The sequence below is a fragment of the Streptomyces scabichelini genome (assembly GCF_011045015.1).
GTDB classification, from domain to species: Bacteria; Actinomycetota; Actinomycetes; order Streptomycetales; family Streptomycetaceae; genus Streptomyces; species Streptomyces scabichelini.
The window spans coordinates 1-13,735 of sequence record NZ_JAAKZY010000259.1 but is presented as its reverse complement, the minus strand read 5'-3'; the positions used below and the strand labels follow the sequence as shown (position 1 = coordinate 13,735).

Here is a 13,735-nt window from a genome sequence, read left to right as displayed (position 1 = left end):
GGGGTGGGGGTGCGTGTGGTGGGTGGCCGCGGTGGTGTGGGCAGTGCCGGGGAAGGAGAGCCGTGCGCGAGGGCGGCGGGTTTGGCCTCGGCCTGAACAAGGGGCGAGGCCGGCCAGGCTTCCGTGACGCGGAACGGGGTCCGGCAGGGACGACAAAGGCGGCCCGGCCTGCGGGTACGCAGGCGAAGGCCGCCAGACGAGTGGGGTGCCGGACTGCGGCTGCTCGAAGCCCCGGCCCAGCGCGAGATGCGTGGGAGAGGGTGCGGGTGCGGGTGACGGAGTCCGCGCCGCCGCGTGCAACGCAGTCGCAAATGCCGGGTGCAACGCAGTCGCACAAAAACGACGAGGGTGGGGTGTGCTCTAGCTACTCGCGAGCACACCCCACCCTCGATCTCGTGGGCGATACTGGGATCGAACCAGTGACCTCTTCGGTGTGAACGAAGCGCTCTCCCGCTGAGCTAATCGCCCGGGCGCATCAAGAAGATTACCCCATGTCAGCGGGTGCTTCCGACCGCCCGCCGAGCACGCGGATCGCCGCTACTCCTTGATCTTCCACGGCATCACGAGGCCGAACCGATAGAGATAGATCCCGGCCAGCACGCCGACGATCACCAGACCGATCGTCGTCAGGATGATGTTGCGGCGCCGCACCTTGGGATCGAGTGCCCGCTGCGTCGCCTCGGTGACCTTGCGCTTCGTCCAGCGGAGCACCAGCTGCGCCCAGACGAACTCGGTCGCCCAGATCGCCATGCCGCCGAAGATCACCAGCCAGCCCGGCCCGGGCAGCGGCAGCATGATCACGCCTGCGACGACGACCGCGAGGCCCACCACGAACACGCCCACCTGCCAGCTCAGGTGCAGCATGCGTCGCGCCTTGATGAAATCCGGCGCACGGGATCCGAGAATCCGCTCAGTCTTCGATTCGTCGTCCGGCGCCACGACGGCCTTCCCCGTTTCGTCACTCCCCGTATTCATACGGCCAAACCCTACCGGACCGAAACCAGTCACTGGAATGGTCGTAGTCGACGAACGCACACTCGGCCGGATGAGCTACCTAAAGACACGCAAAACACTCAGAGGGGTTTACAACGGCACCGTAGGTGGCATGTCGATTTCGCCGACGTGCGAATCCCCGAGCGCACACTGAGCGAAAGGCCCTGGCGCTTATGAACACCACGGTCAGCTGCGAGCTGCACCTGCGCCTCGTTGTGTCGAGCGAGTCCTCACTGCCTGTTCCCGCAGGACTGCGGTATGACACGGCCGATCCCTACGCCGTGCACGCCACCTTCCACACCGGAGCCGAGGAAACCGTCGAGTGGGTGTTCGCCCGCGATCTCCTCGCCGAAGGCCTGCACCGGCCCACCGGCACGGGTGACGTCCGTGTCTGGCCGTCCCGCAGTCACGGTCAGGGCGTCGTATGCATCGCTCTGAGCTCCCCGGAGGGCGAGGCTCTGCTCGAGGCCCCGGCGCGGGCCCTGGAGTCGTTCCTGAAGCGGACGGACGCCGCCGTGCCCCCGGGCACGGAACACCGCCATTTCGATCTCGACACGGAGCTCTCGCACATCCTGGCCGAAAGCTAGGACGAGGGCCCGCAGAGCTGCCCGGCGCCGTCCACTCGGGGAGACGGCTCGGGCTCAGACAACCGCATACGGTACACACCTGCGCCGTCGCCGCTGATTCCGCGGAGGCGGCGTCGGCACGCGTGTCCCCGGGTGCGGCCCCACGTACGCTCGACACGAGCCTGACGCGAGTACGCGGACGGACCACGGCGTACGCAGACGAACCATGGCGGATGCGGATGGGCTACGGCGTATACGCACCGGCTACGGCGTCATCCGGCCGTTCGGCCTGGACGACGCCGGTCCCCCGTATCGGGGAGCGGCTAGCATCGGCCAGCATCGGCGGGCGCCCGCCCGACCCCAGGCCAGGGAGCGAAACGTGCTGATCACCCATGACACCCGGTGCGCCCTCGACATCGTGGTCGATCTGGTGAACACCGCACCGGAGGACGACACGCCGGACCGGCTCGCGAGCGTGGCGGCCCTGGACGAGTTCGTACGCAAGCACGACATCAGCGATGTCGGGTCACTGTCCGAGCTCGATCTCTCGGCGGTACGCAAGATCCGCGGGCGGTTCTGCGAGATCTTCGCGGCACCCGACGCCCGGAACGCCGCCGTGCTGATCAACGAACTGGTCGCCGCGGCCGGCACCACGCCCCGGCTCACCGACCACGACGGCTACGACTGGCATGTGCACTACTTCGCGCCCGGAGCGTCCGTCGCGGATCACCTCGCCGCCGACGGCGGGATGGCTCTGGCGTTCTTCGTGGTGGCCGGGGAAGAGGACCGGCTGCGACGCTGCGATGCGCCCGACTGCCGACACGCCTTCGTGGACCTCTCCCGCAATCGCTCCCGGCGCTACTGCGACAGCCGGACCTGCGGAAACCGTCTGCATGTGGCCGCCTACCGGGCGCGTCGCAAGGAGGCGGCGGGCTGACGGAGCCCTCGGCGGGTGGCGCCAGGGACTCCGCGTACGGCTCAGAGCAGCAGCAGATCGTGCAGCGAAGCCATGAGCAGCAGACAGCCGATCACCGCAAGGAAGATCATCAGCGGTGGCTGGGAAAGTGCGAAGAGACAACCCCGCCGCTCCTCGGGAGGCGCGGCGGTGTCGCTCTGTGTTGTTTCCAGCATCTCGCGGGCGATGATGACGCAGCTGAGACCCCCGACGCGATCAACACGCCCGGAAAATGGGGGAGTTAGCCGAAATCCGTGACGCGGCGGTCCAGCATCTGGGATACACGCCTGGACAGAGAACTGAGACGGACATCTGAGACAGACATCTGGGAAAGATCGCTGCGACGGGGATCTCCGCGGGCCACCCGGTTCACTGTGTCGTTTCAGACCGGGATATGCCGTGCTCCAGGCCTCATATGCCGTGCTTCTTCAGAATGGCTTCGATGTCGCTGAAGTCGTCCCCCGGCTGGGCGGCACGGGGCTTGGCCTTGGCCTTGGCCTCGGGACGGGTTGCCGGGCTCTTCGCCGGACCCAGCGAGGGCGCCGAGGCCGCGGGAGCCACCGCCTCGCGCTGCGCGGCCCTGGCCGCCTTGCGTTCCTTGCGCGTCCCGCCGCCGCGCCGCTCAACGGCCCGCGTGGTCGTGAACAGCAGCCACGAGGCACCGAGCACGCCGAAGCCTGCCCAGGCCACCGGGCTGAAGGCGGTCTCGGCCGCCCATTCGACGGCGCCTGTCATCACCAGGCCGACGGGCACCAGTGAGTACGCGGCCAGGCGAGCCGCCGCGAGGAAACGCTTTCGATACGCGGTGACCGCGGCGATGCCCAGGCCGGCCGCGGAGACGGCGGAACAGACGGTCTCGGCAATCATCCGGTCCTCCAGGCAGGGCTCGGTCGGGCAGCGGCGCTTCGTCCCTTCCATCCTGCACCGCCTTGTGCCCGGTATGCCATGGTCCGGGCAGACCTCAGGGACATCTCCGGGTCGGATCCTCCTCAGGGCCCGGTTCATTCCCTATCCCGTAGGTGCGGGTTGGGCCTCCTCGGCCACGGCTGGGAGACTGGTGCCCATGAGCGACTCCTCCCCCGTGCACCCCGCCATCCCCGTCGTCCTGGACGTCTGGTGCGCGCTCCAGTGCCCCGACTGCCGCAGCGCCCTCGACGACCTGCGCGCGCTGCGCGCCCGCTACGGCGACCGGCTGGAGATTCGGCTTCGGCACTTCCCGCTGGAGAAGCACAAGCACGCGTTCGCGGCCGCGCAGGCCGCCGAGGAGGCCGCGGAACAGGGGCAGGCCTGGCCGTACGTCGAGGCGGTGCTGGGCCGTGTCGAGGAGCTGAACCGTAAGGGAGAACCCTTCCTGGTCGAGGTGGCCCGTGAACTCGGTCTGGACGCCGAGGAGTTCGACACGGCCCTGATCGACGGCCGGCACATCCTGATCGTCGACGCCGACCAGGCCGAGGGCAAGGCCATCGGTGTGACCGGCATCCCGACGTACGTCATCGACGGCGAGCGCCTCGACGGCGGCAAGAGCCAGGCGGGGCTGCGTGAGCGCGTCGAGGAGATCGTGGACCGACTGCTGGCCGGGCAGGAGGCCTGACCTCTTGCAGCCCCTTTAGCCCCTCCAGCCTCTCGAGCCCGTTCAGCCCGTTCAGCCCGTTCAGCCTCTACAGCAGGTTCTTGTACAGGTGATAGGTCGTCGTCTCGTAGCCGAGTGACTCGTAGAGCCGCTCGGCCGGGGTGTTGCCCGCGAAGATGTTGAGGGCGACGCGGTTTCTGCCCGCGACGATCGTCTGGGCCTCGGCCAGCAACATGAGCGTACGGCCGTGGCCTCTGCCGCGGTACGCCTCGTCGGTCTCGACGTCGATGACGACGGCGTGCTCGTCGCGCAGCGACAGCCACAGGGTGCCGACCACGCTGCCCCCGTGTTCCAGGACGCTCAGCACCGTACCGTCGGTGGCCAGGCCGTCCGGCAGCAGCCTCCCGCGATCCCTCTCCGACTTCGCGTACGCCTCGGCCTCTGGCACTCCCCACTCGACCAGGCTCCGGGCGTACGCCTCCCTGCTGTGGACCAGCCAGCGGTCGTACTCGGTCTCCGTCATGGGACGGCCGTGGCTCCCGGCCGGCAACTCGGGCGGGGTATCGCCAAGTGCCTTCTCCATCGAGCGGTTACGGGTGTCGTAGCCGAGCGCCCTGACGAGCCGGAGTGCCGCCTCCGCCCGGACAGGGACCGATATCTCGATCCGCCGGCAGCCCCAGCCCCGTGCCACCTCCTCGGCGGCGAGCGCGGCGACAGTGGCCCGCCCCCGCCGACGGTCCGGCTCGTCGATCCCCACCTCACGGATCTGGGCGACGGACGGTCCGAAAGCAGGGTGGGTCGCGAGGTGTATCGCGCCGACGGGACGGCTGTTCACGCACACCTTGTAGCGGCGTGACAGCGCCCCGTCGGCTTCGCGCTGAAGCGGCTCGGTCGGCCGCAGGGTGGTGGTCATCAGGGGTGTTGTACCCGCTGTGAAGTCCTGGGTCAGCTCAATATGCCGGGGTCTTGGGGATCGAGATCGTCCCAGGCCCGCTCGTCGAAGATCCGCATGGCCTTGGCGGTCACCGGCCCCGGCGCGCCCGGGAGTTCGCGCGCGTCGACCCGGTGCACGGCCTGTACGTCGCGCAGTGTCGAGGTCAGGAAGATCTCCTCCGCCCGCTCCAGGACGTCCAGCGGCAGGTCGGTCTCCTTGGCGCCCGTCCACTCGACGGTGAGCGCACGCGTGATGCCCGCGAGGCAGCCGGAGGCGATCGGCGGCGTGTGGATCTCGCCGTCGAGGACCACGAAGACGTTGGACCCGGTCCCCTCGCACAGCTGCCCCACCGTGTTCGCGAACAGCGCCTCGGACGCGCCCTGTTCGCGGGCGCGGGCGAGGGCGACGACGTTCTCGGCGTACGACGTGGTCTTGAGGCCCGTGAGTGCGCCGCGCTCGTTGCGGGTCCACGGCACGGTGATCACGGCGGTGGAGTCGGGACGGCGGCTGGTCTCGCCGAGGGCGACGACGAGGGTCGGCCCGTGCTCGCCGCGGTCGGAGCCGAGCGGGGAGATGCCTCCGGTGTACGTGATCCGCAGGCGGCCCAACGGCATCGGGTTGGCGTCCAGGACGGCCGCGCAGGCCCGGCGCACCTCGTCGAGGTCGGGTTCGGGCAGCCCCAGTCCGCGCGCCGAACGCGTCAGCCGGTCGAGATGACGGGTGAGCGCGAACGGCCGGCCACCGACCGCCTTGACGGTCTCGAAAACGCCGTCGCCCACGGTCAGCCCGTGATCGAGGACGGAGACACGGGCCGACTCGATGTCCAGCAGCCCACCGTCGAGCCAGAGCTTCACCTGAAGGTCCCTCCACTTGCGTCGTACGCCCCTGTATACGCCCCCGACGCTACAGCGAGCAGTCGTGCGGCTTTCAGTTCCGTCTCGAGCCACTCGCGCTCGGGGTCCGACCCCCAGGTGATGCCAGCCCCGGAGCCGAAGCGGAGCACGGCCGTATCCCTGGCGGGCCGGTCGATCCAGAATGTGCGGATACCGACGGCGAGTTCCCCGGTCCCGCGGTCGGCGTCAACCCAGCCGATGCCGCCGCAGTAGGGGCCGCGGGGTGCGGTCTCCAGGGCCTCGATGATCTGTAGGGCACTGGACTTGGGGGCGCCGGTGACGGAGCCGGGCGGAAACGTCGCCTCCAGCAACTCCGGCCAGCCCGCGCCCTCGCGCAACTCGCCGCGCACGGTCGACACAAGGTGGACGAGGCCCGGGTGCTTCTCGACGACGCACAGGTCGGGCACGGTCACCGAGCCGGTGGCGCAGACCCGCCCGATGTCGTTGCGGACCAGGTCCACGATCATCACGTTCTCGGCGTGGTCCTTCTCCAGGAGGTCGGCCTCGGTGCGTCCGGTGCCCTTGATCGGGCCGGACTCGACGATCCGGCCGGCGCGACGCAGAAAGAGTTCAGGCGACGCGGTGGCTATTTCGACACCGCGATCGCGGAGGCGGATCGTTCCGGCGTACGGCGCCGGATTGCCGCGAGCGAGCAGCGCGGTGAGCGCGTCCACGTCGGCGTACGAGGCGACCGGCGCGGACAGCACCCGGCAGAGGTTCGCCTGGTAGACCTCACCGGCCGCTATGTGCTCGCGGATCCGGCGCACGCCCGCCGTGTACGCGGCGCGGTCGAGCGACGACGTCCAGTCATCCATCGCGGGCCCCTGCCACTCCCCCGGCACCGGCGCGGGCACGGGCTCATGGCGTACGTCCCGGAAGCGGGCGCACACCAGGCGCCCCTCGAAGTCCGCCGAGACGGCCCAGAAGCCACTTGCGTCCAGGGCCGCGGGGTCGCTCGTGACGTCGAGGAGGCCGGTCGCGACGAGACCGCCGAAGCGGGCAAGAGCTGGGAGGTCGTACACAGCTGCGAGTCTATGGTGGGCGATCCGCGAGTGCCCCGGCCGTGTCGCCCCGTGGGCGCACCGCAGCACGCTGCACAAACGCGTTTTTGTACTGGCCCCGGAATCCGCTAGAGTTCAACACGTCACCGACCCGCGCGAGCGGAGCGGAAACGACAAGCGGACGTAGCTCAGTTGGTAGAGCGCAACCTTGCCAAGGTTGAGGTCGCCAGTTCGAACCTGGTCGTCCGCTCGCAGGAGGTAGGGGTTCTTCCCGAACCCCACACCCCTGGTGGAGTGGCCGAGAGGCGAGGCAACGGCCTGCAAAGCCGTCTACACGGGTTCAAATCCCGTCTCCACCTCCAAGGACGATTAGCTCAGCGGGAGAGCGCTTCCCTGACACGGAAGAGGTCACTGGTTCAATCCCAGTATCGTCCACTGGTCCGGTTCACCGGGTCCTGCGCGATTAGCTCAGCGGGAGAGCGCTTCCCTGACACGGAAGAGGTCACTGGTTCAATCCCAGTATCGCGCACGCAGTACGCACCACCAGCCCGTCACAGCAGGCCTCACCTGCGCGATTAGCTCAGCGGGAGAGCGCTTCCCTGACACGGAAGAGGTCACTGGTTCAATCCCAGTATCGCGCACGACCCCGAAGCCCCCGGCCGTCTTGTACGGCCGGGGGCTTCGTCGTGCGGGAGGCATGCTGCGGAACGCGTGCTCAGGAGGAGAAGAGCATGCGGCCGAAGCTCTTGTTGCGCTTGTGGCCATAGTGACCACCATGGCCGCCGTGGCCACCGTGCGGGGCGCCCCACGCGGGTGCGGGAGCGGCCGGGTACGCCTGCGGGGCGGCCGGGGGCGGCGGCGCGGACTGCTGCTGCCACTGGGACTCCAGGCGGGTCAGTGACTCCAGCTCGCCGTAGTCGAGAAATATCCCGCGGCAGCCGCTGCACTGCTCGATCTGGACGCCATTGCGGTTGAACGTGTGCATCGGCGCACGACACTTCGGACATTGCATGGTGGGCTCAACTCCTCGCCGGTCGGGACTGCTTCGCCAGGACAGACTCTGCCCGGCTTCGGTCGGTTGCACCCTACGTCCCGGAACCCGGCGCCAGCTCCGGCGGGTGAGCTGCCATTCGGTCACAGGCGTCGATCACGGCCGTTTCCACCTCGTCGAGCGGACGGCCGGCCGCCACCGCCTTCGCGATCGCCAGGGCCCCCGTCTGCACGGTGAGGGCGCGGGCCGGGATATCCAGGGCGGGCCAGGGGTCGGTGTCTGCGGGGACAGCGGGGCCCGCGGCCTTCTGGTAGGCCGTCAGGAAGCGGGTCCACTCGTCGGGCGGGAGGAGGCCGCAGGCGAACCAGGCGGCGGGGCGGGCCAGATCCCACGCGGGGTCGCCCCGGCCGAGGTCGTCGATGTCGATCAGCAGCCAGGCGCCGACCGGGTCGCGGACGAGCTGGCCCAGGTGGAGATCGCCGTGGCACAGCGTGCGCGCGTGCGCCATCGGGGCCTCGTCCCTGGCCCAGGCGGGGAGGACGGACCAGGCACGCAGGACCGGGGCGGCCGCGGGGTGCGGGCCTGCCGCCTGGAGGCGAGTGACGGCACGGGCCGCCTTCACGGGCCCGCGCATCGGCGGGAGGCCGGGCGGAAGCACGGATTCGGGCGTCTGGTGGAGGCGGGCGAGGAGCGTGGCGGCCTCCTCCCAGGGGGCGGCTTCGGGGGTTTCGGGGTCGACGGGCGTGCCGTACGGCCAGAACGTGACCAGGCGGCCGTGCAGTTCGGCCGTGCCCGGGCCTGGGGCGTGTTGCGAAAGCCCCGTCGTTCGCCCAGAGCCGGAGGGCAGGTCCTGCGGAATGCGTCCCAGCGGCGGCAGGAGGACACCGGTGAGGGACGGGTGCGCGGCGACGGCCATGCGTGCCGCGAGCTCGCCGGCATCGGTGTCGGGGGCGTGGGCCTTCGCCACGGTGTCGGCATGCCGGACGACGGTGCCGTCGGGGCGATCGGCCAGCACGGCGGTGTCCGTACCGCAGGCGCAGACACTCGACCCGGGATGCACCGCGGCTCGTACCTTCGCGGTCAGGGTGGGCAGCACGTCGACGTTCACCTGCCGAGCGTACGCAGGCAGCAGCAAGCCTCGAACCGCAACCATCAATTGAGCAACCACAACGGCGAGCAACCAGGTCCGCGAGAGCGGCGCCGGTTTAGGCGCAAAGAGGTGCCCGCGAGAGCGGCGCCGGTTCAGGCGCAAAAAAGGCAATGCCCGCGCAGCTCCCCAGCTGCGCGGGCATTTGTGCCGTCCGCCGCACCCCCGTCCCCACGGGGTTTCATGGCCGGATGTCCCCGCCCGGACCGCTCTTCCGGGCCTGGGGCGCCGCTCAGCGCCCCAGCATCACGCCCACGGACGACGCTTGTGTGACCACTGCTTCCCAGCCGCCGAAGACGACCACGAGCAGGGCTGCCAGGGGGAGGACCATGGCCGTCGCCACCAAGGGGTGGCGTTGGCCGGACCGGCGGGTACCGAACGCGGCGGTGTACGCCTTGCGTCCCCGCGTGCGGATCATTGTCCGCGATGCCGTGTCCGCCATGGTCCCTCTCCTGACCTTCTGTTGATAAAGCTCTTGATGTTGAGAAGTGCTGTTGAAAAAGTCCTGCTGTCTGGCAGCGGCGGGTGGCTGACCTCGGGGGACGAGTGCTGCACCCGCCGCTTGACTTCAAATCTAGGTGGGCGCGGCGTGCGGGGCGTCATGCCGTCGTACCGATTGCCGGGCCTCCCCGAGGATGAGCGATGACCTGCGGAGTACTCCCCTGGGTGGAGACGAGGTCCTAGGTCTCGGGGTCTTCCCGGAGGGGACGTCCGGTCCGTTCCGAACTGTCCTCTCTGGGCACCGGCTGTTCGACCAGTGCGAGCACCCTGTTCGCCATGAACCGGGCCGTGCGGACCACCCCTCCGCTGCGGGTGACTTCGCTCACTTCCACGACTCCTCTGCGGACCGCCGTCTCCACCCGGCGCCCCGCTCGGCTCGCCACCACCTCGTACGTGCGCGTCGTGTCCCCGGCGTCCACGACTATCTCCACGCGATCACCCTTCACGGGCCCAATCCCCCTTCTGCGACAGATGGTTGGGGATCCCGGCAGCTCAAAGCCGCTGAATTCGCCCGTCCCCTGACCACCTTTCAAGTTTCCCACCGGGCACTGACAATCGGCCGGGCCGCGAGGGCGCGGCCTCTGCGCGCACCTGGCCGCGGAAACGTAAGCTGTGGCTCGTCAAACGGACCGGGCAGCGGGGATGGACATGGCGATGATGCGCCTGAGGCGCGAGGACCCGCGTGTCGTCGGCTCGTTCAGGCTTCACCGACGGCTCGGCGCGGGTGGGATGGGCGTTGTCTATCTGGGCTCCGACCGGCGTGGCCAGCGGGTCGCACTGAAGGTGATCCGGCCGGATCTGGCGGAGGACCAGGAGTTCCGGTCGCGGTTCGCACGCGAGGTGTCGGCGGCGCGGCGAATCCGGGGCGGGTGCACCGCGCGGCTCGTCGCCGCGGATCTGGAGGCGGACCGTCCGTGGTTCGCGACGCAGTACGTCCCCGGGCCCTCGCTGCACGACAAGGTCGCCGAGGAGGGGCCGCTCTCCGCGGCCGAGGTCGCCGCCGTCGGCGCGGCCCTCTCCGAGGGACTGGTCGCCGTGCACGAGGCCGGTGTGGTGCACCGGGATCTCAAGCCGTCGAACATCCTGCTGTCCCCGAAGGGGCCACGCATCATCGACTTCGGCATCGCCTGGGCGACGGGCGCGAGCACACTCACGCACGTCGGTACGGCGGTGGGGTCACCCGGTTTTCTCGCGCCGGAGCAGGTGCGGGGTGCCGCCGTCACGCCGGCCACGGACGTGTTCGCGCTCGGGGCCACGCTCGCGTACGCGGCGACCACCGACTCGCCCTTCGGGCACGGCAGTTCCGAAGTGATGCTCTACAGAGTGGTGCACGAGGAGCCGCAGCTGAAGGGAGTGCCGGACGCGCTGGCCCCTCTCGTACGGGCCTGTCTGGCGAAGGATCCGGAGGAGCGGCCCAGCACGCTCCAACTGTCGTTGCGGCTCAAGGAGATCGCGGCCCGCGAGGCACAGGGCCTCGGCGCCGCCCGGCCGCCCGCGCCGCGCGTGAGCGAGGCCGACCGGCCGACGGGGCGGCTCACCGAGAACTACCCGGAGAACCATCCGGACCAGCGCACCCAGCGGCGTACGCAGGGCACTCCCGCGCCGCGGAACGGTACGCCACCGCGGACCGGCGCGCCCTCGCGGTCCGGGTCGCGGCCCGTGCCGTCGCGAGGCAACTCGACCCGCTCGTCGGGCGGCAGGTCGACACCGTCGCGCAATGGTGCCGGGCGTCAGGCGCCCCGGACCACCGGGTCCGGGCGGCGGCCCGCCAATCCGCGGCTGCTGCGGCAGCGGCTCTTCGTGTTCGTCGTGGTGACGCTGCTGGTGGCGCTCGGGATCGCGGCCGCGCAAGGATGCCAGGGACCGGAGCGCGGGCTCGGGGGCGACGGCGGACGCGAGCAGTGGGGGCAGGAGCAAGTGCGGCCGGCCCAGGGACCGCTGGACCGGCCGCTGAGTCAGGGCTGAGGGCGGCCCGTCGCCACCGCGTAGAACGCGACCGCGGCGGCCGCGCCCACGTTGAGCGAGTCGACGCCGTGGGCCATCGGGATGCGTACCCATTCGTCGGCGGCCACCAGGGCCTGGGTGGACAGGCCGTCGCCCTCCGCGCCGAGCATCAGGGCGACCCGGGCCATCCGGTGCGGAGCCACCTCGTCGAGGGTCTTGGCCTTCTCGTCGGGGGTGAGCGCGAGGAGGCCGAAGCCCGCCTCACGGACGGTCTCCAGGCTCTTGGGCCAGGTGTCGAGACGCGCGTACGGGACGGAGAAGACCGCGCCCATGGAGACCTTCACGCTGCGGCGGTAGAGCGGGTCCGCGCAGTCCGGTGAGAGCAGGACCGCGTCCATGCCGAGGGCGGCGGCGGAGCGGAAGATGGCGCCGATGTTGGTGTGGTCGTTGACCGACTCCATGACGACCACCCTGCGGGCCGTCTGGAGCAGGTCGTCGGGGGTCGGCAGCGGCTTGCGCTGCATGGAGGCGAGGGCGCCGCGGTGCACGTGGTAGCCGGTGACCTGCTCGGCGAGCTCGGGGCTGACCGCGTACACCGGGGCCGGGAGTTCGTCGATGACGTCGCGCATGACGTCGACCCACTTGGCGGAGAGCAGCATCGAGCGCATCTCGTAACCGGCGTCCTTGGCCCGTCTGATGACCTTCTCGCCCTCGGCGATGAACAGGCCTTCGGCGGGCTCGCGCTTGCGGCGCAGCTCGACGTCGGTCAGGCCCGTGTAGTCGCGCAGGCGCGGGTCGTCGGGTTCCTCAACGGTGATGAGATCGGCCACAGGGGTGATACTGCCTTGTCCTGGGTGCGGTGCCAACGGCTCGGACGGGGTTGGGTTACCCCGGGTTACGCGAATTACGCGGAGGTCTCCGGGCCTACGTTCACCACGTCGCCGATGACGATGACGGCCGGGGGCTTCACGTCCTGTGCGGCCACGGTCTCGGCGACCGTTTCGAGGGTCGCGTCGACCCGGCGCTGGGCGGCCGTCGTGCCCTCCTGGACGAGGGCCACCGGGGTGTCGGCCGGCTTGCCGTTCTCGATGAGCGCGCGCGCGACGGCGCCGATCTTGTCCACGCCCATCAGGACCACCAGGGTGCCGCGGAGCTTGGCCAGTGCGGGCCAGTCGACCAGGGAGCGCTCGTCGTCGGGGGCGACATGACCGCTGACGACCGTGAACTCGTGGGCCACCCCCCGGTGCGTGACCGGGATGCCCGCGGCACCCGGGACCGAGATCGAGCTGGAGATGCCGGGGACGACCGTGCAGGCGATGCCCGCCTCGGCGAGTGCCTGGGCCTCTTCCATGCCGCGGCCGAAGACGAAGGGGTCACCGCCCTTGAGCCGGACGACGGACTTTCCCTGTTTCGCATGCTCGATCAGCGCGTTGTTGATGGCCTCCTGGGCCATGAAACGGCCGTACGGGATCTTCGCCGCGTCGATCACCTCGACGTGCGGCGGGAGTTCGGCGAGCAGGTCGCGCGGGCCCAGGCGGTCGGCGATGACCACGTCCGCCTCGGCGAGAAGGCGGCGGCCGCGGACCGTGATCAGGTCCGGGTCGCCGGGGCCGCCGCCGACGAGGGCGACGCCGGGGGTACGGGTGCGGTGGTGGGGGGCCACGAGGGTGCCGTCGCGGAGGCCCTCGACGACCGCGTCGCGGATGGCCGCGGTGTGGCGGGGGTCGCGGCCTCGGGCGTTCGTGGTGAGGACGGCCACGGTGACGCCCTCGCTGTGGCCGGTGGCGGGGGTCCAGGCCGTGGCCGCGTCGGCGTCGTCGGAGCGGACGCACCACACTCGGTGGGCCTCTGCCTCGGCCGAGGCGCGGGTGTTCGCTTCCGGGTCGCTGGTGGCGATGAGGGCGTACCAGGCCTGGGCGAGGTCGCCCTCCTCGTACGGGCGCTTTTCCCAGGTGAGCTCGCCCGCGTCCGCCATCGCCTCTACGGAGGGGGTGGCTTCCGGGGATACGAGGTGGATGTCCGCGCCTGCCGCGATCAGGGCCGGGAGGCGGCGCTGGGCCACCTGGCCGCCGCCGAGGACTACGACGCGGCGGCCGGTGAGGCGGAGGCCTACGGGGTAGGCGGGGTGTTCGGCCATGTGAGGTGCGGCTCCTCGTGCGGGTGGTGCTCGGCGGGGCTCTGCGGCTTTGGAGTGGCCCCTGACATGCGGATTTTACGGTGCGGGTCGGTTGGGGCTGGGG

16 protein-coding genes and 6 tRNA genes are annotated in these 13,735 nt (G+C 70.4%); 9 read left to right on the top strand and 13 right to left on the bottom strand.

The annotated features are described in order from the left end of the window. Positions 1–396: 396 nt before the first annotated feature. Together G5C60_RS44340 and G5C60_RS44335 are read right to left on the bottom strand one after the other, a co-directional pair. Positions 397–468, bottom strand: a tRNA-Val gene (locus tag G5C60_RS44340). 69 nt (positions 469–537) lie between these two features. Continuing rightward, a complete protein-coding gene (locus G5C60_RS44335) occupies positions 538–975 on the bottom strand; it encodes a TIGR02611 family protein (protein WP_165268827.1) in 438 nt (145 codons plus the stop codon). 191 nt (positions 976–1,166) lie between these two features. On the opposite strand from G5C60_RS44335, the gene G5C60_RS44330 reads away from it, so the two are divergent. Both G5C60_RS44330 and G5C60_RS44325 read left to right on the top strand, forming a co-directional pair. Then, positions 1,167–1,580: an SsgA family sporulation/cell division regulator gene (locus G5C60_RS44330; protein ID WP_003959770.1), complete on the top strand. Its 414-nt coding sequence runs from the start codon at positions 1,167–1,169 to the stop codon at positions 1,578–1,580. A gap of 358 nt (positions 1,581–1,938) precedes the next feature. Next, positions 1,939–2,496 carry a CGNR zinc finger domain-containing protein gene (locus tag G5C60_RS44325; RefSeq protein ID WP_165268821.1) on the top strand — a complete coding sequence of 186 codons (558 nt, stop codon included), beginning with the start codon at positions 1,939–1,941 and terminating at the stop codon, positions 2,494–2,496. Positions 2,497–2,537: 41 nt separating this feature from the next. Here G5C60_RS44325 and G5C60_RS44320 read toward each other — a convergent pair whose 3' ends face one another. Beyond that, positions 2,538–2,690 (bottom strand): hypothetical protein, encoded by a 153-nt coding sequence (locus G5C60_RS44320; protein WP_165268819.1) that lies wholly within the window; start codon positions 2,688–2,690, stop codon positions 2,538–2,540. Positions 2,691–2,925: 235 nt separating this feature from the next. Beyond that, on the bottom strand, positions 2,926–3,432 hold the full coding sequence (locus G5C60_RS44315) for a hypothetical protein (protein WP_241267513.1): 507 nt from the start codon (positions 3,430–3,432) through the stop codon (positions 2,926–2,928). A 145-nt stretch (positions 3,433–3,577) separates the two neighbouring features. On the opposite strand from G5C60_RS44315, the gene G5C60_RS44310 reads away from it, so the two are divergent. Continuing rightward, positions 3,578–4,105 (top strand): DsbA family protein, encoded by a 528-nt coding sequence (locus G5C60_RS44310; protein WP_165268817.1) that lies wholly within the window; start codon positions 3,578–3,580, stop codon positions 4,103–4,105. Positions 4,106–4,172: 67 nt separating this feature from the next. On the opposite strand, the gene G5C60_RS44305 is transcribed toward G5C60_RS44310, so the two are convergent. Genes G5C60_RS44305 through G5C60_RS44295 form a run of 3 tightly spaced genes read right to left on the bottom strand, consistent with a single transcriptional unit; the run spans position 4,173 to position 6,933 of the window. Continuing rightward, the gene (locus tag G5C60_RS44305; RefSeq protein ID WP_165268815.1) at positions 4,173–4,997 is read right to left on the bottom strand and encodes a GNAT family N-acetyltransferase; all 825 of its coding nucleotides are present in this window, start codon (positions 4,995–4,997) and stop codon (positions 4,173–4,175) included. Positions 4,998–5,029: 32 nt separating this feature from the next. Then, complete coding sequence (locus G5C60_RS44300) at positions 5,030–5,872, bottom strand: aminotransferase class IV (RefSeq protein WP_165268813.1); 843 nt, start codon at positions 5,870–5,872, stop codon at positions 5,030–5,032. Then, on the bottom strand, positions 5,869–6,933 hold the full coding sequence (locus G5C60_RS44295; protein ID WP_165268811.1) for a chorismate-binding protein: 1,065 nt from the start codon (positions 6,931–6,933) through the stop codon (positions 5,869–5,871). The genes G5C60_RS44300 and G5C60_RS44295 overlap by 4 nt, the downstream gene beginning before the upstream one ends. 156 nt (positions 6,934–7,089) lie before the next feature. On the opposite strand from G5C60_RS44295, the gene G5C60_RS44290 reads away from it, so the two are divergent. The 5 genes from G5C60_RS44290 to G5C60_RS44270 all read left to right on the top strand — a co-directional run bounded on the left by G5C60_RS44290 (position 7,090) and on the right by G5C60_RS44270 (position 7,553). After that, positions 7,090–7,162: transfer RNA gene (locus tag G5C60_RS44290), tRNA-Gly, on the top strand. A gap of 38 nt (positions 7,163–7,200) precedes the next feature. Continuing rightward, positions 7,201–7,274 (top strand) — tRNA-Cys (locus G5C60_RS44285). 1 nt (position 7,275) lies between these two features. After that, positions 7,276–7,347 (top strand) — tRNA-Val (locus tag G5C60_RS44280). A gap of 22 nt (positions 7,348–7,369) precedes the next feature. Continuing rightward, positions 7,370–7,441 (top strand) — tRNA-Val (locus G5C60_RS44275). A 40-nt stretch (positions 7,442–7,481) separates the two neighbouring features. After that, positions 7,482–7,553: transfer RNA gene (locus G5C60_RS44270), tRNA-Val, on the top strand. Positions 7,554–7,627: 74 nt separating this feature from the next. Here G5C60_RS44270 and G5C60_RS44265 read toward each other — a convergent pair. The 4 genes from G5C60_RS44265 to G5C60_RS44250 all read right to left on the bottom strand — a co-directional run bounded on the left by G5C60_RS44265 (position 7,628) and on the right by G5C60_RS44250 (position 9,997). After that, a complete protein-coding gene (locus G5C60_RS44265) occupies positions 7,628–7,924 on the bottom strand; it encodes a TFIIB-type zinc ribbon-containing protein (protein ID WP_165268809.1) in 297 nt (98 codons plus the stop codon). A 73-nt stretch (positions 7,925–7,997) separates the two neighbouring features. Continuing rightward, positions 7,998–9,056 (bottom strand): phosphotransferase, encoded by a 1,059-nt coding sequence (locus tag G5C60_RS44260; protein ID WP_165268807.1) that lies wholly within the window; start codon positions 9,054–9,056, stop codon positions 7,998–8,000. 226 nt (positions 9,057–9,282) lie between these two features. Then, on the bottom strand, positions 9,283–9,492 hold the full coding sequence (locus tag G5C60_RS44255) for a hypothetical protein (RefSeq protein ID WP_165268805.1): 210 nt from the start codon (positions 9,490–9,492) through the stop codon (positions 9,283–9,285). A gap of 238 nt (positions 9,493–9,730) precedes the next feature. Then, positions 9,731–9,997, bottom strand: coding sequence for a hypothetical protein (locus tag G5C60_RS44250; protein ID WP_165268803.1), 267 nt, complete (start codon positions 9,995–9,997; stop codon positions 9,731–9,733). A 196-nt stretch (positions 9,998–10,193) separates the two neighbouring features. Here G5C60_RS44250 and G5C60_RS44245 point away from each other — a divergent pair, with 196 nt between their 5' ends. Further along, positions 10,194–11,516, top strand: a complete 1,323-nt coding sequence (locus G5C60_RS44245) for a serine/threonine protein kinase (RefSeq protein WP_165268823.1) — start codon at positions 10,194–10,196, stop codon at positions 11,514–11,516. Here the strand turns inward: G5C60_RS44245 and G5C60_RS44240 are convergent. Together G5C60_RS44240 and cobA are read right to left on the bottom strand one after the other, a co-directional pair. Further along, entirely contained in the window at positions 11,507–12,325 is an 819-nt protein-coding gene (locus G5C60_RS44240) for a TrmH family RNA methyltransferase (RefSeq protein WP_165268801.1), read from the bottom strand. The two genes, G5C60_RS44245 and G5C60_RS44240, sit on opposite strands and share 10 nt — an antisense overlap. Positions 12,326–12,399: 74 nt before the next feature. Continuing rightward, entirely contained in the window at positions 12,400–13,632 is a 1,233-nt protein-coding gene (gene cobA / locus G5C60_RS44235; RefSeq protein WP_165268799.1) for a uroporphyrinogen-III C-methyltransferase, read from the bottom strand. Positions 13,633–13,735: the final 103 nt, after the last annotated feature.

Coding starts and splice junctions, on each gene's coding strand:
- G5C60_RS44255 (WP_165268805.1), bottom strand. CDS start 9,492: ATGGCGGACACGGCATCGCGGACAATGATCCGCACGCGGGGACGCAAG.
- G5C60_RS44335 (WP_165268827.1), bottom strand. CDS start 975: ATGAATACGGGGAGTGACGAAACGGGGAAGGCCGTCGTGGCGCCGGAC.
- G5C60_RS44245 (WP_165268823.1), top strand. CDS start 10,194: ATGGACATGGCGATGATGCGCCTGAGGCGCGAGGACCCGCGTGTCGTC.
- G5C60_RS44265 (WP_165268809.1), bottom strand. CDS start 7,924: ATGCAATGTCCGAAGTGTCGTGCGCCGATGCACACGTTCAACCGCAAT.
- G5C60_RS44315 (WP_241267513.1), bottom strand. CDS start 3,432: ATGGAAGGGACGAAGCGCCGCTGCCCGACCGAGCCCTGCCTGGAGGAC.
- G5C60_RS44330 (WP_003959770.1), top strand. CDS start 1,167: ATGAACACCACGGTCAGCTGCGAGCTGCACCTGCGCCTCGTTGTGTCG.
- cobA (WP_165268799.1), bottom strand. CDS start 13,632: ATGGCCGAACACCCCGCCTACCCCGTAGGCCTCCGCCTCACCGGCCGC.
- G5C60_RS44320 (WP_165268819.1), bottom strand. CDS start 2,690: ATGCTGGAAACAACACAGAGCGACACCGCCGCGCCTCCCGAGGAGCGG.
- G5C60_RS44310 (WP_165268817.1), top strand. CDS start 3,578: ATGAGCGACTCCTCCCCCGTGCACCCCGCCATCCCCGTCGTCCTGGAC.
- G5C60_RS44305 (WP_165268815.1), bottom strand. CDS start 4,997: ATGACCACCACCCTGCGGCCGACCGAGCCGCTTCAGCGCGAAGCCGAC.
- G5C60_RS44260 (WP_165268807.1), bottom strand. CDS start 9,056: ATGGTTGCGGTTCGAGGCTTGCTGCTGCCTGCGTACGCTCGGCAGGTG.